Genomic DNA, 25,655 nt, shown 5'->3' with positions numbered 1-25,655 from the left:
CAGCAAAAAAAACGTATTTTATGCGAGGGTAAGAGTTGACCCTTTGTGTTTTTGTCGTCCTAAGGTTACCTAAGCTAGTTCTTTCATGCTACGTCACGCTGCTATTTCATCGCTGATTTTGTTATTTTGTTTCGCCTTTACCGGGCTGGAAGCACAGCAGCTTATCAGTTTGCAGGGAGCCAACGCACCTGCGGAAATTGATCCGCTACTTCGCCCCGATGGTCAGGAACTCTTTTTTACCCGACCAAACTTCGCAAGTAATAAGGGTACCGATAATGCTGCCGACATTTGGACGATGCCTCGTTATGCCGACGGAAGCTGGGGCCGCCCCCTTAACCCCGGCTCCCCCATTAACTCCTTCGCCCATGACCGTGCGCTGGCTTTCTCTCCCGATGGTAACCGGTTAGCCGTGTTACGCACCGGAGCGGTAAGCTACCTCGACGTCCTTGAAAAAAGCGGCCGGAACTGGAGAATTCTGGACAGTTGGCCACTGCCCGAAGGCATTGCGCCGCGCTATGATGTAACCTTCGACCCTAATGCCCTCCAACTCATTTACAGCGCTTATGATGGGGGCAATCTGGACCTTTATCGGAGAGACGCTTTACCTAACGGAACCTGGGGCGCCTCCAAAGAGCTTCTAGAAGCCAATGGTCCGGGTAATGAAACGTCTCCTACTTTGGCTACCGACGGTCGGACGATGTATTTCCGCAGGGATGGTGGCCGGTGGTTCCGCCAGGACATCCCGGGAGTCCGCCCGGTATCTGTAGACATACCCACTAATGTTCGTCAGTTCTCGGCCTCCTTATCGTCTGCCGAAATTATTGCGGCCTTACCGGCCACCTCCTCCAAAAAGGAACAGCTCGTTTTGCTGCCGGTAGAAATAAAAGATCTTCCGGTGCCCGTCACCCTGGAAAGAGGCTACCTTTCAGGTCCGCCACCTCCCGGAAGTCAGACAGCGAGAGTAGCGCTTACTGATGGTCTATTATTAACGGTTTACCCTGATGCCCTGAACCGTTACGCCGTATTCCTGCGCAGGGGAGAGACCTGGGCAATTGACCGTAGTTTGCCGCCACTGGTTGACCATGGTCAACGACAAGGCAACCTCGTGGCTACTACCGCGCCGGATGTTTATGGTACGCCGGACCGCCAGCAGATTCAGGCGGGCATTACCCGTCGTCAGCGAGAATTGGACCTCCTCGATGCGGAGCGTCGCAAATACGACCTCGTTGCTCCAAAAACGGGTGACCCTGAACTTGCGGCATTGCGGGATCAATATCAGCGCTCCACGATGTCGCCAACGGATACTATCCCTCCATCGGCAACAACGGCAAAGAGTAAGGGCCGTTCCAAGCGCTACGCCGAAGAGTTGGCGGAACTGGAGCGTATGAAGGCAAAGTTTCGCCGCCAGCAAAACGAGAAACTCGGACAACGCAGTGACTCTAACCATAAATGGACCAAAAAGACCGCGACTCCTGCACCGGCAGCAGTAGAAATCCCCAGCATTGGTGAGAGCTATCGCCCTCCAAGCCCTGTGGTACGGACGCAGGCCGAACTGGAACAGGCCTACAACGATAGCTTACGGATAGCCGCTGAAATCCGGGCTGGCCTTAAAAGGGATAATACACCCAGGATTTATGAACGTGCCTCCTGGGAAAACGAAGTTCGGGAGGGCCTGCCCAGAACCGAGCCACTTTCGCCTGCAGAAATTGCCCGACTTGACAGCGACTACCAGCGGCAACTGGATGAACTGGAAGCCCTGCGAGCCCAGCTGCGACGGTTAGATGCCACGCCAACATCGCCGCAGCCGACGACCTACGGACAACCAGCCACCACCAACCGGCCTGCTGCTGCGCAGACCTGGGAGGCAAAAGGTACGCCCTCACCTAATCAACCAGCCAAAGCACCGTCGCCGTATGCACGCCCCGCTACGCCGGAAGAGTATAATGCCCGTCCTCCGGCTTCACTAACTACCCGGGAGGTTACCTCCCCTACTACAGCAACTAATTCCCTGCCTTCCGGCCGGGGTGCTCCTATGCCGGCAGGGATCAGCTTCATCCCGAATACTGCCTACCCCGATAGCCGAGGCTACACTGGTCTCGATCAACTTGTCGGGCTTATTCAGCAGTCGACTTCTGTCCTCGAAATCAGGGTTCATACCCCCGCCAACCTAGACCCACGCGCCGCTCAGTTATTGAGCGAAGAACGCGCAACGACCATCAGAAACTTCCTGGCGAACAAAGGCATTGCACCAAATAACTACCAGGCTATTGGTTTTGGAAATAATCTTACGGGAGAACAGGGAGAACGGGTGGAGGTACTCAGGTAGACAAAAAGTCGCTGCGCTCTTTTTCTTGGTAGACGGCCTTTGGTCTTTGTAGTGGTTAGTAGGTAGTGCTCCCGCAGGAGGCAACTCACTTCGCTCGTAAGGGCTAGTTTTCTATTTTATATTCCGACGACGGCCCTCTGTGCTTCCACTGTGCCTCCCTCTGCGCTTTACCTCTGTGAGGAATAAAAGGCTGCGGAGCAGTCCCCAGATATCACAATTCCACTACCTTTCCAGAAGGAGCAATCTTAAAGCGCCGGACAGTGCTGCTGCTGGCCTTATAATCGTACTCTCCCTCGGCATTAGCCTGCCCACTGACCTGGTATATCATTAGGTTTTCGTTTAGTACCGCCTGAGTCTGGGTCACCTCTTCCCCATCGTAGCTCACGCCGGCAATTACCTGCCGGTCAATTAATTCCTGGGTTTTAGGGTGAAAGGTGACCAAGGTGTAGTGGTATTGCAGGAGGTCCGCACGCCAGTAAACGATACCGACGTATTCCTCCTTCTCCGGCAAGCGTAAGCAAGCGACAAACTCCGTTAACTCATCGGCCATTCCCGGTTCGACGGGAAGGATAAACTGGGAGATGAGGGCGGGGGGCAGTGGCGGTGTTTCCCGGCTGATGGTCCGTACAGTATCCTCGCTGAAGGTTAGCGGGAGGTCGATTTCGGGAAATTGTTCCAGGAAGTAGTTAAAGGTTGGTTGAGACATGTTGGTCTGTTGGAGTATTGTCTGTTGATCGGTTAGTCTGTTGCTTCCCTGAGTGCTCGTTTCGGGGAGCGTTAGAAGGGAACGCCTGAGAATGATTAAAGATGAAGTGTAAGTTATCTACACAAAGGAGTTAACCGAACGTGTTCTTAGTCTTCCTTTGATGAGCGTAACAGAAGCATTGGAAACTTAGAAAAAACAATCAGCCCTGATCACTGGGTAGTGATCAGGGCTGGCCATTAAAACTTTAGACTGTAGTATTTCGCTACACTGCGAACGATTCGCCACATCCACACTCCCGACTAGCGTTGGGATTGTTGAAGGAAAAGCCGTTGCCCTCCAAACCACCGTTGAACTCCAGGGTGGAGTTACAGAGGTAGAGAAAAGACTTGAGATCACAAACAACGGTTTCGCCGTTGTCTTCAAAAACCTGGTCTCTTTCCTTCAGCTCGTTATCGAAATCAAGCTGATAAGTCAGGCCGGAGCAACCACCACTGGTAATGGTGGCGCGCAGGAAGTAATCGGGGGTAAAGCCCTTGGCTTCCCGGATCGATGCTAACCTGCCTTTTGCGCTGTCTGCTACGTATAACATAGTCTTATAATCTTGTAGTTTGATAGTCTTGTAGGGCAGTATTCCGGATTTCTACCAGACTACCCAACTACAAGACTACCAGACTAATTAATGTGCTTCTACCGTGGCGGTAACCTCCAGGCCATTCTTCTGCTGGTAGTCACGGATAGCGCCTTTAATAGCGTCTTCAGCGAGAACAGAGCAGTGAATTTTTACCGGAGGCAGGGCAAGTTCTTCCACGATTGCCATGTTGTCGATAGAAAGTGCTTCATCAACGCTCTTCCCCTTAAGCCACTCGGTGGCGAGGCTGGAGCTGGCGATAGCGGAACCACAACCGAAGGTCTTGAATTTAGCGTCGGTGATCTTCTGCGTTTCCGGATCCACCTGGATCTGGAGGCGCATAACGTCACCACATTCGGGGGCACCTACGAGGCCGGTACCAACACCGCTGTTATTCTTGTCAAGTGTACCGACGTTGCGGGGATTCTTGAAGTGGTCGAGAAGTTTTTCGCTGTAAGCCATGGCCTAAGTATTATTGATTATTGATTGGTAATTATTGATTGTTAGATCGCTGATTATCAGGTAAACACCTGAAATTGAAGCTGGTTGCAATTTGGAACCTGCAACCTGCATCTTGCAACCTGGTCTAGTGCTCTGACCATTCGATGGCGTCGATGTCGACCCCTTCCTTAAACATTTCCCAGATGGGGCTGAGTTCGCGCATGTGGTTGACACCCTCAGATACTTGCTTGATGGTGGCGTCGATGTCTTCTTCGGTCGTAAAGCGACCTAGTGAGAAGCGGAGGCTGGAGTGTGCCAGGTCATCTCCCAGGCCGAGGGCAACCAGTACGTAGCTGGGCTCAAGGCTGGCGGAGGTACAGGCAGAACCAGAGCTGAGGGCGATGTTCTGATTAAAGGTCATCATCAGACCTTCTCCTTCTACGTGCTTGAAACTGATGTTCGTCACGTGGGGCATCCGGTGCTCCTCGCTGCCGTTAACGTAGGATTCCTCGAGAATGTCCATCAGCCCACTCTGCAGTTTGTCGCGCAGCTTTGATAAACGGGCGGCGTCTTCGTGCATTTCTTCCTTGGCGATGGCAGCGGCTTTACCGAAACCAACGATGCCAGGAACGTTGAGGGTACCGGAGCGCATGCCGCGCTCGTGGCCACCACCGTCCATCTGGCTGGTTACCTTAACCCGGGGATTCTTACGATTCACAAAAAGCGCACCAACGCCCTTGGGGCCGTACATCTTGTGACTGGTAAAGGCCATCAGGTGAACGCCCGTTGCTTTGGGGTCAACCGGAATCTTACCAACCGCCTGGGTCGCGTCAGACATAAACAGTACTCCGTGCTTTGCACAGATCTCACCAATTTCCTTCATCGGCTGAATAACACCAGTTTCGTTATTGGCCCACATGATGGAAACGAGGATCGTTTTATCCGTAATGGCTGCTTCAAGAGCTTCCAGGCTGATAAGGCCCTCACTATCGACTTCGAGGTAAGTAACTTCACCACCTTTCTTTTCTACTTTCTTACAGGCGTCAAGTACCGCTTTGTGCTCGGTAGTTGCCGTAATAATGTGGTTGCCTTTGCGGGCGTACATTTCGAAAACACCTTTAATGGCCAGGTTGTCGGATTCCGTCGCACCGGAAGTAAAGATGATTTCGCGGGGATCCACATTGATGAGATCTGCGATCTGCTCACGGGCAGTGTCTACGGCACCCTCAGCGACCCAACCCGCAGGGTGGTTACGACTGGCAGCATTGCCTGGGTTTTCGTAGAAATAAGGAATCATCGTCTCCACTACACGTGGATCGGTTGGCGTTGTGGCGTTGTTGTCGAGGTAGATGAGGCGCTGGCCCATACTTGAAGAAATTTTCGGCTTGATTTAAGAGGCGCAAAGATAACAACCATCAAGCGCTTTAGTTCTTGTCTAAATAAGACAAGTCCTCCTTTTGTTCTACACGTAATGATAGTTTTACTTTCTTCAACTGAAAGAGATACTACCTGCCTGCTTATTTTCATCCCCTTTAGGCAACAATACATACCGCCTTACTTCAAACAACTTTTAATTTCTCCCGCCCCGATAGCTCTCGGGGTGCCCTGATTGAATGAGTGAATAAAAGAATTAGAGAATGAGAGAATAGCTACCGCAGTAACCACTCACTGCGCTGCGCGCGTTCGCTACTGTGCTTGCGGTAGCCATTCACTCATTCACCAACTCACTCAATGACGATGTGCGGCACTTCTTCCAATTTCCAATCGATCACCAAACCGCCGGCCAGTGAACGGGCGATGCTATCGCCGTACAGATGCTCGGCCAGGTATAGCGCCGCCTCGAAGGATTTGGCGCCACCGGCACTGGTTATGTATTTACCATCGTGGACAAAAAGGACGTCCTTGCGAACATCAAGGTGCGGAAATCTGGCCCGCATCTTATCGATATCGCTGGGAAAAGTTGTACTAGTGCGGCCATCAAGCACGCCGGCGGCAGCCAGTACAAAGGCTCCATCGCAGTGACTGGTCATGAATAGGGCTTCCCGGTCTGTGCGTCGGATAAAATCCAACAACGCCTCATTTTCCAGATCTGTATCCAGGTGATGCTCGGCGCTCGGCACCACCAGAATATCGATGCGCGGAAGGCTATCGGTCAGGTATCCCAAGTCCGGAAGAATGCGCATGCCCTCAAAAGTGGTCACCACATCATGATCTTCAGCCACCATAAACGTCTGCATCGGGCGGATGCCTTCCCGAAAGATCGTGTGTTGAAATATGTCGTAAGGCGCCGTCAGTTCCGTATTGTAAACGCCGTCCATGATGAGGAGCGCTACATTATAAACTTGCTGATCCGGGTCGCTGAAATCCTGAATTTCAGCTTTTATTTCCGGCATTTTTTGGGCGGGGCCGCTGGTGCCTGGTTCGTTGGAGGAGCAGGCGGTGAGCGACAGTAGCAAGGGAAGGACAAGGTAGTGCATGGGGTAAGGTAATCAGTATTACAGCCGTCAAACAAACTTTTGGCCGGCTTCACCGGGCTAGAATCATCCGTCGGACGGGTCCAGAGGAAAATAAAGTATTAAAAATCCATCAAGGCTATCTTAAATCGTGGACAAATGCACCTTTTCCACATGCAATCCCCTTACCTTTAGTTAATTGACCGAACCCTGCTTTTGTACCCAATGACCGTTTTTAATCGAATTTGCTGCTGCCTGCTGCTTCTGCCTGCCCTTGCTTTGCCGGCCCAGGACCCTTTTTTTACGCACTTCACCGGTAATGAAGCACTCTTCAATCCGGCGATGACGGGCACGTTAGGAGCTACCACTTTCACGCTAAAAAACAAGCAGCAATGGCAACAAGCCGGGCATAACGGTTATCAGACCTCAGCCGTAGTCTACGAAGAAAGTATGCCTTGCAGCCTATTCGACTACGGCCTCTCCTTTGTACGGGATCAGGAGGGGCAGGGGCTCCTGAAGACAATAAAAATGGGTGGAATGTTAGCCGCCTACGTACCCTTAGGCCGAGGAGCAAAATCACTTCGCCCGGCGGATTTACGCATCGGTACTGGCTTACACTGGGGCCAACAATCCATTGACTTCGGCCGGCTGACCTTCATCGATCAACTGCACCCCAAATATGGCCGGGTAGGCCCCGATCAGCAGGCCATCCTGTCTTCCTTCGTTGCGCCCAATGGCGGCCGGTCTGACTGGTACTTTCAACCCTCCATCGGATTCAATCTCCGAGGCATTGTGCTGGCCAAACGAGACAACCCCGTTTTCGGCAGTATCGGCGGGGCAGTCCATAACCTGGTACCGCTGGTTGGGCGGCAAGGACAAAATTGGTCTTTACTCGGCCTGGGTACTTCAACGATTCCGCGTTACAGCTTCCATGCGGAAGCGGAGGCCGTGATTAAAGAATTCGACCGTAAAAATTTCCTTTCCATACAACCCCGTTTTGCCGGCCAGGTACAGGGTATACTCTCCTATTTCGAAGCTGGTCTCGACGTTGGATTCTCCCAACGACTGTCTGCCGGAGTAACCTACCATACTGCACAGACCAACGCCGAAGGTGAACCCGCCACCAACTGGGCCAGTCTGCACCTGCAAACAGGTATCTTCAGCTTTCCCGGCCAGCGGCTGGACGTGGGTTTCAGTTACAACTTCAACCTGAGCGGGCTCCGCAACTTCGTAGGGAACACGCTGGAATTTACCGCCCGCTGGAGCCTCGCAACCAGTACCATCTGCCGTATCCGGGGCCAAAAGGCCAGTTATGATGGAACTGATGCTTTACAATGCCCGACTGCCAGAGGAGGCCGTGGACGTGATAAGATATACGAGAATATCTGGTACAAAACCGATGTGCTGGATAAAGGGGCTAAGCCCGAATAAATACCCGTAACCATGCAACACAAGCTCCCCACGATTGCAGGCCAACTGCAACGCTTGAAAAACGCGCAGCATTTTCAAAGAACCTCCCACATGGAGAGGGTTGGGAGAGGGTTACTTTTCCCACTATTACTCCTACTCTTCTCTCAATCTCTTCTCGCTCAAGACTGCGAGCCAACGCCACCCGCTGCAAATACAAACGACTGTAACATCGATCCGGTCCGAATCTCGCTGGCCGCCGACGGCAATAATATCTTCTGTGACGGCCAGTCTGCAATTGTAGCCATAGATGAAGACCGTAGTATTGACTTCGATCAGTTAATCTATTACTGGTGTGACGGCACCGTAGATACGATAGGGTTTGATGAGCAGCCCGGCACTCACGTCTATAATATTTCAGAAGAAGACCTTTGCGACCAAACTGAAGACAGTTATTTCATCCGGGTTATCGGACAGAAATTTTGCGCCGATGGTGTAACGGAGAGGAGTACCGGCATTTCAGTTGGTGTACGATACCGCCCTCGTGCCGAATTTACAATAACGGGCACTGTTTGTCTAATGGATGGCATCAGCCCTTCAAATGCAAGCTGTAACGCCACTATGTATCAATGGGATTTTGGGGATGGTTTTATGTCGGATTTGCCAAACCCAAGTCACATTTATGACAATCCGGGCAATTATACCATCAGACTACGGGCCAGCAACGAATGTGGTACTGACACCTACACCCAGGGCATCAGTGTAGTCCAGGAACCCGATGCTGCTTTCACTGCCTCCGAACCCGATGGTTGTGTAGGTGACGTGATCGACCTCGACGCAACCGTTAATTCCTTTACCAATACCCGGTGGACGATTCTCCCGGCCGACACCCTGGCCTGGTGCTATACCGATACCGCAACGATGAACGATCGTACTCAAGACGTTTCCATCAGGTTCAAGCGTGTTGGCACCTACACCATCACACTGACCGGTTCCAATGCTTGTGGTATGGAGCAGGAAATGATCACCATTGAGATTGCGGATGCTCCGGTGTTCGATCTTCGGCCACCATCTGCTACCTGTGGGCCGCAAACCTTAAACGCGGGGGACCTTGGGTTTACTTTTAATGGCGACGTTACCGGTATTGAATGGACCTTCACCGGTGCGGACCGGACAACAGCCAGTGGAGAGGACTTCGGCGACGTTACCTTTAATCAGAGCGGCACCGCCACCGTTATTGTCAGGAGTGAATGCAACCCGCAGGGGACTGAGCGCACCGTCGACGTAATCGTCGTTGAACCACAAACAGTCAGTATTACCGACCCTGGAGAGTTCTGCGCTTCAACGGATACCGTTAGGCTTACGGCCACCCCGGCGGGAGGCACCTGGTCAGGAGGAAACGTGACGCCTGATGGCCGGTTCGTGCCCAATACCGCTGGCACCCGCAACTTTACTTACTCACTCAGTAATGCTCCTTGCGATAACTCCGGGTCAATCTCTGTTTTGATTAATGATGCGCCGCTGGCACAATTAAGTGACCCGGCGGCGGCCTGCGACCAAGCCAGTATTACCGCCGGAGATCTCGGTTTTTCCGTTAATGGAATCTATACGGGGCTTAGCTGGACGTTTGAAAACGGCAACCCGACAACTGCTTCGGGAGAAGATATTGGTACCATCGTTTTTAGTGCCAGCGGCACCATTACATTAATGGTAAACAGCGATTGTGGCGATACCGAGCTGACGGCGGATGTCGTCGTTTCGAACAGCCAGGCAGTCAGTATTGATCCCGTGGGTATTCTATGTACGGGCTCCTCTGCCGTACAACTTACCAGCACCCCGCCAGGAGGTACCTGGACCGGCACGGCAGTAAGTTCCTCCGGGCTTTTCGATCCGGGAAGTGCCGGTGCCGGAAACTACACCCTCACTTATCACCTCAACAATGCCCCCTGTAATGATGAAGCGACCATTGATGTCGAAGTCGTCAACTCAACCACCGTTTCCATTCAGGACGAAATAGCCTGTATCGACAGCGCGCCGTTTACCCTTAGTGCCAGCCCCGGTGGCGGAACCTGGTCCGGAACCGGCATCACCAACCCGGTCACCGGCCTGTTTGACCCTGCGACAGCAGGCGTCGGTACCCATACCCCTACTTATTCTTTCACGGATGCCAATGCCTGCGCGGTCACCGCCAGCCCACAGATCACGGTCGAAGCCATACCGGTGCTCAGCGGACCAGACACCCTAGACGTATGCCAAACCAATGACGACCTGGACCTGCCTGCCCTGACCAGCGTTTCGGCCAATCCAGGCGGAGGTGCCTTTACCTGGTCCGGCCCCGGCGTTTCGGCCAATGGCTCCTTCAATTCCGGTGCAGCCGGGCTTGGAGAAGGCTTCTACGTGGCCCGTTATGCGTATACCCGGAATGATTGCGAAGTAGCTGACAGCCTCATTATTGCCGTCACCATTCCCGCACAGCTGGCGGTAGCCGGCCCAGATGAGATTTGCATCGCCGAGGGAACACTCACCCTCACGACTAACCTAAATGGGGGGCGCTGGACCGGACCAGGCATTGACGCCAGCACCGGAGAGATAGACCTCGCCGCCGCCGGCGGTGCCATTCATACCTACACCTACCAAACCGCCGCAGGCACCTCTTGTGAACAAGAGGCCAGCCTCCAGCTGGAAATTAAAGACCCGGCTGTGGGGCTAACCACCGGCGGCCCGGTTACCATTTGCGAAGGCCCGGCTTCTTATAGTCTGCTCGGTGCCAGCCCGCAGGGTGGCTTGTGGTCAGGCCCGGCCCTGACCAGCTTTATCACCGGCACCATCGACCTGACGCAGCTGACGCCAGGTCAGGATTATACCTACACCTACTGTGTTTCAGATGCTTCCGTCCCCGATTGCGATGCCTGCCAGGATAAGATATTTACCTACAGTGCCAAACCATCAGCCGTCTTTGCGATTTCGGGACCGACCTGTATAAATGAACGCTTCCAGCTAGAGCCGGCAATGACCGGGCTAAGCTATCGCTGGGACTTTGGTGACGGTAATACCTCCACCAGCTCCAATCCGCAGCATGATTACGACTCCAGGGGGAACTATACCATCCAGTTGATTGTAGAAACCGGGCCAGGTTGTACCGATACCAGCCGTCAATCGTTGTTCATTTCCGAACCGCCCGTAGCGGGCTATGCCCTCCCGGTAAACGAAGGTTGCGCACCCTTCGAACTGCAGTTAAACGACTTAAGTTCCGGAGACAACATCACCGTCCGATACCTTATCGAAGGTGACACTTTACTCAGTCCGAATTACGTCTTCGACAGCATTACCGACGATCGTTGGTTCACCATTACGCAATTGGTCGAAAACGATTGCGGCCTGCGGACAACGATAGATTCCGTTCTCGTTCACCCTTACCCCCTGGCCCGTTTCGGGATCGATGCTGACGAAGGTTGTTCTCCTTACACGTCCGAACTGATCAACATTACCCTCGGCAACCCCGATAGTTTTTACTGGAACCTGGGCCTTGACAACATTATCCTCCGGGATTTTGAGCCTACGCTACCTTCTTATACTACCCCCGATGATTCCGTATCGGTTTACACCATCACCCTCGTCGCCACTAACGAGTGCGGTACAGACACCTTTACGCAAGAAATTACGGTACTGCCTCCCGACGTAACCGCCTTCATCCAGTTAGATACCCTGCGTGGTTGCCAGCCCCTCACCCTTCCCGCACAATCCTTCAGTACGCCGGGCTCGGAGTTGAGTTGGACCATCATTGGCCCCGACGGAACGCAAGTCAGCGGCGGTACCGGTAACCGACCAAATGTGCCGTTGGACCAGCCCGGGCTACACACCATTATACTTACTGCCACAGGTTGCGGTACAGATGCCGACACTGCTTATGTCGAGGTGCTACCGGCTCCTGAAGTTAACTTCACCAACCTTCCGACGATTTGCCTTGGTCAGTCCATCACATTCAATAACGGTTCTCCGGCCATCAGTGCCAGCAGTTGGGATTTTGGAGATAGCACATCTTCTGCCGATTACTCTCCTGTTCACATTTACGATTCTGCCGGCGTCTACACCGTCACTTATACCGGGTTTTCCCAGGTAAATAATTGTCCGGCAACCGTGACTGGTGAGGTTCGGGTACTTGGCCTTCCCGTTAGCGCCTTCAGCCCCGCCAATAGCAGCGGGTGCCCAGGACTTACTGTTGATTTCATGAACAACTCCAGCGGAGTTGGCCCCCTACGCTACAGTTGGAACTTTGGGGATGGTAGCAACGAGACTTCCGAAGTTTCCCCCAGCCACACCTTTCAAAGAGCGGGTGATTATACCGTCCGGATGATCACTTTCGACGACGCTGGCTGCTTCAGCGACACCACCTTTGCCGTGGTCAGTATTTTTGAGCCGCCGGTCAGTAGTTTCAACCTCAGTAGTAACGAATTATGCCTGAACAACGACGTGCTGTTGGCGAACTCTACCTCCTCAGCCGCAAGTACCGACTGGCTGGTTGACGGCCTCGCCACAACCGGGCCAAACACTACTTTTACGCCCACGACGCCCGGACCATTCACCATTCGCCAGATCGTTACCAACAGTGAAGGATGCCGGGATACCAGTCAACAAGTATTCACCGTCCTTCCATCGCCGACGGCGATGGCGACCGTAGACCTCGCCGAGATTTGCGCTGGCGCCGCCCCGGTATTCTCTTCCGGGGGTAGTACTTTCTCTACCGGCTTCGTGTGGGACTTTGCGGACGGCACCGGCAGTACGGCGCCCATGCCGGCACAAACCTTCAACGTGCCAGGCGACTATCGCGTCCGCCTGATTGCCACCAATACTAATGGCTGTCCGGCAGACACTGCCTTCCAGGATTTGACCGTCTACCCCAACCCAAGGGCACGCTTCCTCATCGACAAGCCGGAAGATTGTGGAGCCCCGGCCGAGGTCAACCTCAATAATACCTCCAACAATAACTTGAGCAATGAATGGGACTTTGGAAACGGACAAACCGGTACCGACCGCTCTCCTACCCTGATCTACGACAATGCTGGTACCTACACGATCCAGCTGATCGCCGTTTCGGACTTTGGTTGTCGGGATACAGCCCGCCAGGAGATTGATATTTTTGGTCGGCCAGAAGCAGTAGCAACGGCTTCAGACGCCTTCATCTGTGCGCGTGACACCCTGACGATGATCGCGGAAACAACCCAGGCTATCCGCTACGAATGGTACCTGGCGCCGGATCTACGACCACGGCTGGGACGAATCCAGCAATACGTCTTACCTGATGCAGGAACCTATGCTTTCAACCTGATTGCCGTATACAACGCCCAGTGCCGGGATACTCTTTCGGAACCGATCCTGGTCCGGGTCTTTGACCGGCCGGTGGCAGATTTTGACTTCGTCTCCGATGAATCTCCGGCGGTTATCGGAGACGTCCGCTTCATCAATCTCTCAGACGGCGGCGACACTTTTGAGTGGGACCTGGGCGACGGCACCGAGAGGAATGACTTCGAGTTTACGCACGAATACGACATCAACGGCAGCCTCGATGTACGCCTGATCGCAGCAACAACAAATGGCGGCAGCCTTTTTTGTGCCGACACCATCATCAAGTCGGTATCATTAGAGTCCATCGCCAGTTTTGAGGTACCTGACGCCCTTTCGCCAGACTACGGTGCGGAAGCGATCCGGGTCTGGGGAGCAGTAGGCTCCGGAGTGGAGGCCTATAACCTGCGGGTATATTCTCCTTACGGTGAATTGATATGGCAAACGGAGAGCCTTGCCGATGATCAGCCGGATGGCCGGTGGGATGGTACGATTAACGGAGCGCCCGTTCCGCAGGGTGCCTATAGCTGGGAAGCCCAGGCTACGTTTCTGGACGGACGAGTTGTTCGTCGGGTGGGAACGATGACGGTACTTAGGTAGAACTAGAAGGGTAAAGAGTAACCACAAGGGCACTAAGAGCTACACTAAGGGAAACAGGCGCATCAGGCGGGGGCGCAGGTACCAAAGTAAGGGATAAAAAGAGCAAGGTGGAAAAGGGCCTAGTGCTACCCCCAGATGACCAAAGTATAGCCTGCCATAAAATGATTTACCGGAGACAGCGGGAATTACGAAGATGATTGCGTTCCTAATCTTAGGGACAGGAACTTCTCCCTCCGCGCTTCTCCGCCACTCCGCGCGAAAACTTATTCTATTCTCACGCGGAGTGGCGGAGAAAAAATAGTTACTTCGTAATGATGTCCAGTCATGCGGATGTTAAGGTGCTGCTTAATGAACAGGACATAGCCTTGACTCCCTTGTTCCTTTTACCTTTTTCTTGCACCTGCGGCCGCGCCAAATATGCTAAACAGGCGTTCAAAACACGCAGGCTTGATATCATCTCAACCTAAACCAGACGGGAACATCAAAGGTGCTTTCCGTTCCTTGGCCGTAAATGAGCCCCGGCTTAAAGGGCGGTAACTTACCGACCTGTTCTAATACGGCTTCATCGCAGCCGAACCCCAGCGATCGCAAAACATCTACATTACTGATGGCTCCATCAGCTGCAATAGTAAGGCGTAATACTACGGTCCCTTCAATGCTGTTTTCCCATGCTAACTCAGGATAGGTAAGTCCGTCAGAAATAAGTTTCATCAACTTCGCCTGTCCTCCTGGAAAGGCAGGTGCTACCCAGGCAATCTCCTGCGCATCGGATGCCATATCCGTTCTTTCCTGCAGTGGAGCAACATCCGCCAGTGCCATTTCACGCTGACCGATAACTGAAGCAGAAAAGAATAGAAGTGCACTAATGGAGAGTATAAGTTTCATCCTGGTGGTTATTGAGTCTTCTGTGATTGGATACACTGTAAAGAACCAGGCAGATAAGACCGTCCACAATCAATACTCCTATGAACCATCATTATCAAAGGTTGAACCATCAACATAGCTCCCAAAGTGATGTGTAGAGAGGTGCTAAGGTCTTAAGGCCGGGCATAATTCAATATTTGTGTTTTTTTCAAAAAAACAAACATTAATTTGCAACGAATTCAGCCGCCCCCTATTTTTGTCAAAACAACCACCAATGACTGTACAACAAATTGCCGATCGTCTGGTCGAGCTATGCCGCACCGGAGAATTCGACCAGTGCTACCACGAATTATTCGCCGCTGATGCCGATGCTTACGAGATGCCCGGTTTCCCCGACAATCACACAAAAGGCGTTGAAGCCCTTTTGGCCAAATCCAAAGGCTTTGCGGAAAAAACTGAAGCTTTCTATGGTTTTTCGATATCAGATCCTATCATCGAGGGCAATACTTTTGCCGTGGGCATGATGATCGACATGCAAGAAAAAGGCAAGGACAGGGCCAAATCGCATGAGATTTGTGCCTACGTTGTTAAGGATGGTAAGATCGTGAGCGAACACTTCGTCTACGCTATGTAATTCTCCGGTTTACGGGACACACTACGAAAAGCGGCCCGGACACTCGATGTTGTCCGGGCCGTTTTCTGTTCGCCAAAATGAGTCCAGTTTATCGGTTACCTAAGTACCGTAATGTCTCCACGGTAAAGCAGTTTGGCGTTATCGAGGAATTCGACTTCTATCACATACACAAAGACGGCGGGGTTCACCGGTTTTCCGTTTTGGCCGGTTCCATCCCAGAGTTGAATGCCATCAAGACAATTAGGCTCCAGGTTGTCGTTGGTGTAGACCAGGCCGCCCCAGCGGTCAAAGACCTGAACGGTGTTGACGCTGCGCACGCCCTGGCAGGCAAAGATTCGGAAGTCTTCGTTACGGCCGTCCCGGTTCGGGCTGAATACATTTGGAATGTAGACATTGCGGTTGGCGTCGACCTCAACAAAAATATCGGCGAAGGCCTGACAGCCATTAGCATTGGTCACCTGGAATACGTAATCAAGACTTTCAAAGGGGAAAATCAGGGGGTTACGTACCGTATCTGCGCTGAGAAAGTCAGCTGGAGTCCAAAGATATTCGTAGACATCACCAGCCGGACTGACGAGTGGATTAAGGCGCGTTAGGCTATCACCCAGTTCAATGGTAATCTCTTCCGGAAGATCAATGAGAATTTGCGGAGGTTGATTAACGCTGAAGGTTTGGGCTGCAGAACAGCCTACACTGTCGAAGACAGTAACCACCACTTCTCCGGCAAAGGCCGTGCCCGTCTGGCCAACCGGAATCCGGAAGCCATCATTATTTACCGAGAAGGTAAAATCTCCGATGCCGTTAGAAGTACCACCGAAAGCCGTGTCGATCAATACCGGGGTCGTCTCACCAAAACACATTGGTTCTTCAATTGGCAGCACACTAAAGACAATGGCCTCGGGCTCGCCAATGGTATACCGCACACTGTCCTGACAGCCTTCTACGTCGGTAACGGTTACGGAGTAAGTTCCAGGCGAGAGGTCCGTGGCTAACATGTCATTAGCGCCTGCAACGTTACCCGACCATGAGAATGGATTGGGTGCCAGTGCATTATTGTTGACGCTACTGATGAATACGCTTACCCGGCCATTCGCATCGCCGGCACAACGGACGGTTTCTGTCGTTTGAACTGGGTCAATGGAAAGTGTCAGCGGATCAGGCTCCATAATCACGAAAGTCTGTGTACCGGGGGAGCACCCTCGTGCATCGGTGATGTCAACAGTATAATTTATTCCAGCGGCAATGCCCATAACGGTGCTGTCCATGTCAGCGGAAACCGACCAGGCATAATCGTAACCAGGAGTACCACCACTGATAACGACTGCTGCGGCACCATCTGCCAGGCCATTACAGCTTACGGCATCCGTCACAATATCCACCTCAAATTCCTCCGGGCTATCGATAGTATCGGTAAAGGATGCCAAACAAATGCCATCTGAAACGCGCACGGTTACCGGACCGCGGGCCAGTCCTCCTTCGGTACTCTGGCTAGCGTTCATTGTATTATTGTTACTGCCAGTCCAGGTAAAGTTAAAGGAGCCAGCGGAGCCATCAGCGTAGTTTGCGCTGAAGGTTGCTTGTCCGTCCGCCACCATATCGTCCGGGCAGCTAACCGGAACGGTCATCCAGGTACCGGAGATTGCCGGCGGATCGGTTAGTATAAAGGTCGTGTCAAAGGGAGGTAAACAGCCGTTTCCATCGGTGATGGTTACGGTATAGCTGCCTGCCCGCAGGTTCGTGAACGCCGGGTTTTGGGTCGGTGCTGCAAACGGGTCGGTTGACCATACGTAGTTGTAGGTACCATCTGCATTAGGCGTTCCTCCTCCGGGGTTAATGAAGATACTGCCGTTCGCGTCACCGGGGCATTGTGGATCATTTGCGACAAAATCCTGTAGAAAGACCTCACCTGGGCTAACTACTGCAGCCTGGGCGAAGATGTTACAGGAATTGGAAGTAATGACTTCCACCGCATAATCTCCTACGGAGAGGTTATTCTGCGTAGTTGGTCCAGTCGCTACCTGAGCTCCTAGACTTCCGTTCGGGTTCAATCTGTACCAGTTAATTCCAGTAATTGTTTCTCCCGCAGGAGGCATGGCTACCACGGTCAGCTGACCATCATTGTCTCCGGGACAGGAAATAAAACTGGTATCAATCATGCTGATCAAGGCTCCTTCCGGAGCATTGATCCGGAAGCGGAGTGAATCCATACAGCCGTTGTCATCAGTTACGATGAGGACATAATTGGTATCTGCGCTCAAGGCAGTAAGGGAGTTACCGGGGGTGATGGTATCCATCGGAGTATCCAGGCTATCGTTTACCCACCGGTAGATGTAGGGCATAGTGCCACCACCTACTGACACCATAATGCTACCGTCGTTTCCGACGGTACAGGTTTCATTCCTTACCGTTGGATTATTGTCGATCTCTAACAGAGGCGGTTCAAAGATGGTGAAGGTGTCGGTAGTTTCACAGCCAGCGGGGTCCATGTCACGTAAAGTAACTACGTACCTGGCGGGGCCCAGGTTATTGAACTCGAAAGGAACGGTATTATTGGTTATTTCCTGGAACGGGCCCGGAGGTGTCATCAGGGTCAGATTTTCCAGGCTCACCTCATAATTTCCTACCGGTGCAGCTCCTCTGGCGGTTCCGTTTACCCGGATGGCTCCGTCAGCATCACCAAAACAAGTGACGGAGTCAATTTCGGAGACGATGCCCAAAACCTTTTGTGCGTCGACCACAAAATTTGAGGTATCCCGGCAACCGCGGCTGTCCTCAACAATGACTTCGTATTCATCGGGGAGGAGATTCATCCGGTCGGAAGCATTTACGTCAAAGTCGGTCATCAGGGTGCCCGGCCAGATGAAGTCATAGGGGCCGGTACCTCCATCAGCGGTAATAGTGATACTGCCATCAGGGACCCCGGTACAAGTAGCATTGCTGACCGCGTCAACGGGGTTATCCGGGCGAACGCGGACAGCTGCGGGCTGGCTCAGGTTTCCAATATCAAAACTGGTACACAAGCCATTGGGAGCAGTAACGGTGACCTGATATTGAGGACCGGAGGTTAATCCGGTACGGACATCTCCTGTTTCCGCGCTATCCTGCCAAGCAAAAGTATAACCGGCTGCTAATGGGTTAACCACTTCTACCCCGCTTTCAGTAACTACCGCCCTGACAGAACCATCGGCAAAACCGTTGCAGCTAGGTTGCATCTCAGGAATAATGTTAACCCTTATGTCTAGCCCAGCTTCAACTTCAATGGTGTCGATAACCACATCGCCATTAGCGGCTTCTACTCGCACGGCATACTCTGCGTCTTCTAACCCGTTGAAAGTAGCAGACGCAGGGTTCCCAACACGAGTGGCTGCATCCCGGAATACCGCTTCAGGTGATGGTAGAATTCGGCGAATGGAAAAAATGTAAGGATCTTGGGCACCATTGGCGGTAGCCGTAATTCGGCCATCGTCAAATCCTTCACAGTTTTCGTTCTCTCTGGTCAGCTCAACCAGGAAGGCTTTGTCGGTCACTACGATGGATCCAGGGTTAACGATGATCTCTCCATTGTCAGCACCTGGTCTGGTGTATTCAGTAATTACGCCATCTTCCATCAGCGGGCTATCGTCTCCGATGTTTCCGATGATTGTAAAGCACATATTCATGAGGACCTCGCCGTCAGGTATTGATGTAGGTCCACTGAAACTTCCGTCATAGAGTATGCGAACCTGTCCTTCGGGGAGGGTACCTCCGCTGTTTGGTGGTCCGTTATATTGAGGGTTAATTGGCAAGCTGGAGTTAAAAGCCGTGAGGCTGTCGAACTGGAGTACGGCGGGATCGAAGCCTACTTCCAGTTGAAAGCTCAGGATGTCGGTGAAGTTTTCAACCGTAACCGGCAGGCAGATGCTCTGCCCCGGTATACCACCGCCGAGGGGTAAGTTAAGCACCAGTGGTTGAGAACATCCGTCGGGATGAACAACGGTAACGCCGGCACCGCGGCCGAGGCTACAGCTATTGCCATCCTCAATGGTGATTCGGTAAGTACCGGCCGTTGGCACTTCGTATTCGACGATTCCGTTGTGAATGATATCTTCAGGTGCCGTGAGGATTGCAGCCCGGGCACCGGTAGCAATGTTCTCGATCACGATGTCATAGCCAGTACCTCCCCGCAGTTCAGGAGTACCACCACGTACATCGAAGAGGCCTTCACACCCGGAGGGGTTAGTATTCAGGTTGGCAAGGTTGATCGGGTTGAGGAAGGCTACCGTAAAAGTCTGGGTAGTAGAAACATCCACACAGGAGCCGATGGGGCTACCTTCATAAATTGCTTCACCAACCGTCAGGTCCGCATCATCGAAAGTGATCGGAGCCAGCGTCAGTACAACAGGGGTCGGTTCTCCACCGACCGGAAAAAGTCCGGGATAAGTGAATCCATTCTGAAGATCATTAATCAGCGTCAGCGTGTAATCTCCTGTAGCGTAGTTTACGGGAATGGCAATGGCAAGTGAGTCAAACGGCGGCAGGCCGTTGTCGGCCACACAAGGATCAGCTGCAATTTGAGCCAATGTCGGGCCCGTAACGGTAGGCGCACAGCGGTAAAAAGCGTAGCCCACACCTGCCTGGGTAGCCAGGTCAGGGTCGCCTGAAATATCCGTTGAACCAACTACCAGGTTTACGTTGAACTCATCATCTGCACAGAGGAAAATGGTATCCGGCCGGCTCCCATAGGGGCGGACGTCGGTGGTCATCAGGTTATCACCAAAGCTGGTGCTTTCCATGTTAAACCCTGAAAATCGGTTAATCTCTCCAGCATCATTACACTCCATCTTCTGACCCGACGACTGGCCAACCGGCTCTCCTTTAGGGAGTTTTACCGATACGGGTCGTTGAGCCAGCAGACCAGAAGGTGCTAACAACAAACAGAGAATAGTGAGCAGGAAAAAGGAACGGAGCGAGGAACCGTGTTGCATACAGGGCAAATTCAATTCATAGCGCCTCAAGGAGGCAGGGAGACACAAAACCAACGGTTTTGTTCGACGTTTGTCGGATAAAGACCGCAAAGGTACAGCCTTACCAACGTAGGTGGTAGGGCAGAAAGTGCAAAGGATGGATGTTAAATATTAGGTAAGCACTTGTTTGGGATACTCTTAACTATTTTATGACCCTTGCTTCCAGCCGGTTATTGACCGCAAAATCGGCAGGACCGCAATTGGTACACGGACGCAAGCGGTACGCATTACCGTACGAAACCGTACGAATACGACTCCCTCTTACACCACGCCGGAGCAACGCCTGCCGAACAGCCTCCGCCCGTTGTTCTCCTAGTCTGACCAACAATTCAGGCGTTTTGGGGCCATCAGTGTGCGCAATTAACATCAACTGAATATCCGGCCGGTCTTCCAACAGGCGCTGCAATAAGTCAATATCGCCCGACAACTCCTCTTGCAGGATCGCTGTAGCGTCGAAAAAATTTAACCCGGGAAGAGGCAGGAGTGCATCCACTGAGTTCACCCCGTGGCGGCTTATGTTTCCCTCGGGCTTGAGGCTTACATCAAACACCGGATGTTCAACTCCTGTGAGTTGATCTACTGGCAACCGAACTACAGCCGTCTCATACCCTGGCCGGCCCGCAGCGATCAGGAATCCGCAATCAGGTGACAGGCAGATTTCATAATATCCAGCCATGTCCGTTATGGTTGACACCGTTCCACTATTGCATCCTTCCGGCCTGAACTGAACCGGCACCGCTTCAACACCTCCACCATTCCTGTCAGTGATCCGCCCAGAAACCAGGCGACAATTATTTGGCCTGAGGGTAACGGCCAATGGACGGCTGGGGCCGTCCCTGGTATAAACGAAACGAAGGTATTCGGGTGCGTACCCGTTCTTATGCACCCATAGTTCGTAGGTCTTTCCTGCCGTTAATTCGAGGCGCAGACTACCCTCCCGGTCCGTCCGCAAGGCAGTTGATGGCAGCTTACCCACCGGTAAGGTCGCCGGCACGATCTGTTTTTCACCGTTCCTTTCTTCCAGCTTAAAAGAATAGAAACTTGCGGGTAGGCGACCGGCGGGATCCACCTCGGTAAACCAGACCAGGGCATTGCTCACCCGTCGGCTCGTAGCTCCGTCATACAACGTAAAGGTCTCCCCGTCGATTTCGGGGCCGCGCAGGGATGTCAGTCCTCGTTTCAGGCGCAGCAGGTAGATATCGTCTTGTCCTTTACCGGCGGCACGGTTACTGACCAGGTACGCTCGATTGCCATCGTTCGTCAGGGTAATCCCGATATCGTCTCCCGGCGAATTTACGGGGGAAGGCAGGTTGATCAGGTCTCCCCAGCGTCGGCCGCTGAGGTTCATCATAAACAAGTCGTAGCCGCCTTGTCCGCCATGGCCGTCGCTGGCAAAAAACAACCGGCCACTGGGGTGAATGTAAGGGAATGCTTCGTTGCCTTCAGTGTTAATTTCTGGACCTAAGTTAATGGCCCTACTCCAGCGGCCTTCCCAATAGTCACTGAAGTAAATATCATACCCCCCGTAACCTCCTTCCCGGTTGCTGGCGAAGAATACCCGGCGGCCATCTTTGGTCACCGAGGGGTGTTGATTACTGAAATTCTTACCGTTGAAAGGGAGTGGACGAATACCTGCCCAGTCGTATTCGGCCCGGTAGGCGGAATAAATTCCCAGGTTCACTTTTCCGTTTATATCCTCCACGGTCGTACCGTCCCGCTGTTGGGTTCGGGTGAGAAAAATCACGCGGTCTTCCTGCGTAAAAGAAACTGGTCCTTCGTTGTAATTCGAATTCAGCTCAACGGAAAAGGGTCGCGGATTTCCGGGAAGCCCGTCCCGGGAAATGGGCGAGCGAAAAAGCTTGTAGTAGGTTTGGCGGGTAATGGGGTCGACATTACCACGCTTGGGGCGGGTAAGAAAAACGAGTTCTTCGCCGTAAATAGCGGGACCGAATTGGGTTTCCCGGTCATTGATCCGGGCACAGTTCTCAATTTCGATGTCTCCGTTTACCACTGAAGTCATCAAGGTACCCTGAGCCTGAGCGCAAAGTGACCACAACAGAATAAGGAGCGTCGGGAGCGTTTTTGTTGTCATGTCAGAAAATCGGCTCGTAAAGGTAAGCACTTCCCGCAAGGCTGAACATAAGGGGGCGCGGCCGCAGGTGCAGGCTTCGGAACAGGAAGCCAGGGAGCTAGACGCTAATCACCAGTTCTCAGCTTCCTAGTTCCTAACTCTGCACCTGCGGCCGCGCCTTATCCTGCTACTACCCTCCCTGATTCAGGTCAGACAGGAAAAAGTCGTCGTATTGCATCCTCACGTGCGGTAAAAATCCCTTTTACCTGCGCATTTACGAATACCCAGTCAACGAAAGTACCTAGTGGTCCAAATGGCACCTGGTAATGCAGTACATCGGTCATCTCGGTACGGCCATCTCCCAAGTCTTTAAACCGATGCTGGTGGTGCCAGAGCGCAAATGGGCCAACACGTTGGTCATCTATAAAATGCTCGTGGTGCTTTATTTGTGTGATCTCCGTCACCCAATCAGTGCTAAAGCCTGAAAACGGGCTAACGCGATATTGAATGATCATACCCTCGTACATTTCTACGCCAGCAACTGGCGATCGGATATCGAAAGAAACGTCGGGAGGGGTCAGTTTCTCCAGATTTTCCGGACGGCTAAAAAAGTCCCATGTTTCGGCTATTGGGCGAGGGACAACGGTTGTAAACTCCAGGCGGCGTGGCGTCATAATCAGCTATTTGTGGCCTTTATAAGCGGCGTTTGGGCAAAAGGGTTCACCTAAAATTCTTCCCCGGGCAGCGTTCGCGAGAAAACACCGTTTAATAATTGAAACCGACCGTTTCCTTAGTTGGCTGCACAACCCGTATATTTGTAGCACCCATATTCAACTTTCCCTAAGAAACATTTAAGCCAAAGCTCTGGCAGATACTATGAAACAACGTCTTATTTGGTTTGGCGAACGGTTAATAGCCGTTACCTTGTTGCTCTCTTGGGCGGGCACAGACCTTATTGGGCAAGACGATTCATCGGATATTGCGGCCATTGATTTTTTTGAAACCTGGCAGGAAGACCCCGTTAGTGAGGACTACCTCTATTTTGATCTCGGTTGTAATGCAGGAGCCTGGAGTGGATACTTTGCCCCTAAACGTTGGCGCAGGGTCGTGGAGGACAAGGCTATTGTATCCCTGGCTGCCACCCGAATGAACCACGATAAGGGAGATGTTCCTAGTATCATCTTTGCGGAAGGGAGGGAACACACCGAAAACTGGTCGATTGAAATTCCTGCTGCCGGTTATCTTTCCTTCTGCTTACAGCCAACGCCTCTGGTTAACCAGGCAACGGTTTCCGTCTCCATCAACGACAATGAAACGGATTATCAGGTCCGGTCTGATGGCCTTTACTACAGCCCATTTCTACAGCGTGGAGATGTTTTCTCTCTACAGATTCCGGCAGGAACGGCGGTATATTACTGGAGCAAACTGGTTTTCCACTCAAATTTTAATGCCGTAATTGTACGCCCTCAGGCGGCAACCATTGAACAAAAATTCGTCCCCATCATCGAGGGTAACATCCAGCGTGTGTTCTTTCCTTCTGACGCCCCTGGCACCTGGCCGGTTTTCGATCAGGATGGTGACAGGTCGACTGTTTTTGATCAACAGGAACTACGTTCAAGCAATGAAATATTTGAAGTAGAATACACTGATAATCAGATTTTTACTGAACGTACATTTACGTTAGAGCGCACTTTCATCATTCGTGAAAAGTGTAGCCGAGCGAATTGGCTTAAGCGAAATCGTGCGTGGTGTACTTTACCCCTTATCGTGGAATAACAGGTGACAAAAAGCCTGAAAAAAACCTCCACCGCCAGTCGGAATTAAATTTGGCGTGTTCGAGAACCGCGTTGAGAATCTTCTTCATTGTTGAAAATAGCAAGAAGAAATAACCGTAATAGATTTAAGGCTTTGTTATCTTTGCAGCGCATTCACTATCCGGATTCTACATTCAGCCGGTGTGATATGTTATTGCCTGAATCCGTAAATCAGGATCCAGCGTAGTATTTACAAAGCACACAGTATTATTCAAGAAGCGCAATATATCTACATGCAAACAACGGAACAGACGCGTTATAGCGACGCTGACTTAGAAGAATTTCGTATTCTTATTAAAGAAAAACTGTCTATTGCCAAGCAACAACTTGACTTTTACCTCGACCAGTTGGCCGAACGTACAAATAGCGAAGACGGTAAAGTTCGTGGCCTTGACGATGGGACTACCTCCATGGCTAATGAAGACACTCACAATTTGGCTAACCGCCAGCGCAAGTTGGTACAACATCTGGATAATGCGCTGCTGCGTATTGATAATAAAGTTTACGGTATTTGCCGATCATCGGGCAAGCTCATCTCGAAAGAGCGGCTTCGCATCGTGCCTCACACTACGTTGAGCATTCACGCCAAGCAGAACCGCTAAACGAATACCAACAAGTCGATTATGCAATCTTTCGGCCCTTTCTTCTTATGGAGGAAGGGCCGCTTTCGTTGCGTCAATGGCCATGGCCTCCCAGATATTTGTTTCCTTTACCTCATGAATCGTAAGCTACTTGTTTCACTAACGCTTTTTCTGGTACTGTTACTTGACCAATGCCTCAAAATCTGGGTAAAGACCCACATGGCCTATGGAGAAGAATTTCAGCTTTTCGGCTGGGATGGAGCGCTCATTCATTTTGTGGAGAACAATGGCATGGCCTTTGGACTGAGCCTGGGAGCTAAATACGGTAAACTATTTCTTACGTTATTCAGAATTACCGCCGTCAGCTTTCTATTTGTCTATCTGTTTAGATTGATACGTGAGAAAGCGGAAAGAACTTTGCTGCTTGGTTTTTCACTGATCCAGGCAGGTGCGCTTGGCAATATTATCGATAGTGTATTTTATGGGTACATCTTTTCGGAATCCTCCTTTCACGGAGGCATTGCGACGCTGTTTCCCGCTGAAGGTGGTTACGCTCCTCTTCTTTACGGAAGGGTGGTAGACATGCTTTATTTCCCACTGTTCTATGGGACCTACCCCGATTGGATACCAGCCGTTGGCGGAAACGCTTACTTGTTTTTTCGCCCGGTATTTAACATTGCCGACGTCGCAATTTCAGCAGGAGTCGTACTACTACTGTATTTCTACTTTACGAATATCCTGAGGAAGAAAAAACATGCTACCGAAGAGGAATAAGGAAACGATCGTA

The 25,655-nt window shown here is 52.0% G+C and carries 16 protein-coding genes; 7 read left to right on the top strand and 9 right to left on the bottom strand.

The features are described 5' to 3' along the window. Positions 1-85 precede the first annotated feature (85 nt). A complete protein-coding gene (locus B036_RS0120520) occupies positions 86-2,326 on the top strand; it encodes an OmpA family protein (protein ID WP_020570614.1) in 2,241 nt (746 codons plus the stop codon). A gap of 211 nt (positions 2,327-2,537) precedes the next feature. Here the strand turns inward: B036_RS0120520 and B036_RS0120515 are convergent, their stop codons facing one another. The 5 genes from B036_RS0120515 to B036_RS0120495 all read right to left on the bottom strand — a co-directional run bounded on the left by B036_RS0120515 (position 2,538) and on the right by B036_RS0120495 (position 6,578). Beyond that, positions 2,538-3,032, bottom strand: a complete 495-nt coding sequence (locus B036_RS0120515) for a hypothetical protein (RefSeq protein ID WP_020570613.1) — start codon at positions 3,030-3,032, stop codon at positions 2,538-2,540. 262 nt (positions 3,033-3,294) lie between these two features. Further along, positions 3,295-3,621, bottom strand: a complete 327-nt coding sequence (locus B036_RS0120510; RefSeq protein WP_020570612.1) for a HesB/IscA family protein — start codon at positions 3,619-3,621, stop codon at positions 3,295-3,297. 87 nt (positions 3,622-3,708) lie between these two features. Continuing rightward, complete coding sequence (gene iscU, locus B036_RS0120505) at positions 3,709-4,122, bottom strand: Fe-S cluster assembly scaffold IscU (RefSeq protein WP_020570611.1); 414 nt, start codon at positions 4,120-4,122, stop codon at positions 3,709-3,711. A 124-nt stretch (positions 4,123-4,246) separates the two neighbouring features. Continuing rightward, positions 4,247-5,467: an IscS subfamily cysteine desulfurase gene (locus tag B036_RS0120500; RefSeq protein ID WP_020570610.1), complete on the bottom strand. Its 1,221-nt coding sequence runs from the start codon at positions 5,465-5,467 to the stop codon at positions 4,247-4,249. A 358-nt stretch (positions 5,468-5,825) separates the two neighbouring features. Then, complete coding sequence (locus B036_RS0120495) at positions 5,826-6,578, bottom strand: DJ-1/PfpI family protein (RefSeq protein WP_020570609.1); 753 nt, start codon at positions 6,576-6,578, stop codon at positions 5,826-5,828. Positions 6,579-6,779: 201 nt separating this feature from the next. Between B036_RS0120495 and B036_RS0120490 the strand changes: the two genes are divergently transcribed. Beyond that, positions 6,780-7,985, top strand: coding sequence for a type IX secretion system membrane protein PorP/SprF (locus tag B036_RS0120490; RefSeq protein WP_020570608.1), 1,206 nt, complete (start codon positions 6,780-6,782; stop codon positions 7,983-7,985). Between the two features lie 12 nt (positions 7,986-7,997). Further along, positions 7,998-13,901: a PKD domain-containing protein gene (locus tag B036_RS0120485; RefSeq protein ID WP_026232176.1), complete on the top strand. Its 5,904-nt coding sequence runs from the start codon at positions 7,998-8,000 to the stop codon at positions 13,899-13,901. Positions 13,902-14,354: 453 nt separating this feature from the next. On the opposite strand, the gene B036_RS0120480 is transcribed toward B036_RS0120485, so the two are convergent. Beyond that, complete coding sequence (locus B036_RS0120480; protein ID WP_026232175.1) at positions 14,355-14,786, bottom strand: energy transducer TonB; 432 nt, start codon at positions 14,784-14,786, stop codon at positions 14,355-14,357. 253 nt (positions 14,787-15,039) lie between these two features. Here B036_RS0120480 and B036_RS0120475 point away from each other — a divergent pair, with 253 nt between their 5' ends. Beyond that, the gene (locus B036_RS0120475) at positions 15,040-15,399 is read left to right on the top strand and encodes a nuclear transport factor 2 family protein (RefSeq protein ID WP_020570605.1); all 360 of its coding nucleotides are present in this window, start codon (positions 15,040-15,042) and stop codon (positions 15,397-15,399) included. A gap of 95 nt (positions 15,400-15,494) precedes the next feature. On the opposite strand, the gene B036_RS0120470 is transcribed toward B036_RS0120475, so the two are convergent. The 3 genes from B036_RS0120470 to B036_RS0120460 form a co-directional block, all read right to left on the bottom strand. Next, positions 15,495-20,363, bottom strand: coding sequence for a T9SS type B sorting domain-containing protein (locus tag B036_RS0120470; protein ID WP_020570604.1), 4,869 nt, complete (start codon positions 20,361-20,363; stop codon positions 15,495-15,497). A gap of 181 nt (positions 20,364-20,544) precedes the next feature. Further along, positions 20,545-22,494, bottom strand: coding sequence for an OmpA family protein (locus B036_RS0120465; protein WP_083926271.1), 1,950 nt, complete (start codon positions 22,492-22,494; stop codon positions 20,545-20,547). 188 nt (positions 22,495-22,682) lie between these two features. Next, the gene (locus B036_RS0120460) at positions 22,683-23,147 is read right to left on the bottom strand and encodes an SRPBCC family protein (protein ID WP_020570602.1); all 465 of its coding nucleotides are present in this window, start codon (positions 23,145-23,147) and stop codon (positions 22,683-22,685) included. Positions 23,148-23,349: 202 nt separating this feature from the next. On the opposite strand from B036_RS0120460, the gene B036_RS0120455 reads away from it, so the two are divergent. The 3 genes from B036_RS0120455 to B036_RS30310 all read left to right on the top strand — a co-directional run bounded on the left by B036_RS0120455 (position 23,350) and on the right by B036_RS30310 (position 25,642). Next, a complete protein-coding gene (locus B036_RS0120455; protein WP_020570601.1) occupies positions 23,350-24,249 on the top strand; it encodes a hypothetical protein in 900 nt (299 codons plus the stop codon). A gap of 271 nt (positions 24,250-24,520) precedes the next feature. Then, positions 24,521-24,889: a TraR/DksA family transcriptional regulator gene (locus B036_RS0120450; RefSeq protein WP_020570600.1), complete on the top strand. Its 369-nt coding sequence runs from the start codon at positions 24,521-24,523 to the stop codon at positions 24,887-24,889. A gap of 114 nt (positions 24,890-25,003) precedes the next feature. Continuing rightward, positions 25,004-25,642 carry a lipoprotein signal peptidase gene (locus B036_RS30310; protein WP_020570599.1) on the top strand — a complete coding sequence of 213 codons (639 nt, stop codon included), beginning with the start codon at positions 25,004-25,006 and terminating at the stop codon, positions 25,640-25,642. Positions 25,643-25,655: the final 13 nt, after the last annotated feature.

The organism is Neolewinella persica DSM 23188 (assembly GCF_000373105.1).
Classification (GTDB): domain Bacteria; phylum Bacteroidota; class Bacteroidia; order Chitinophagales; family Saprospiraceae; genus Neolewinella; species Neolewinella persica.
This window is presented reverse-complemented; position numbering and strand designations above follow the sequence as displayed.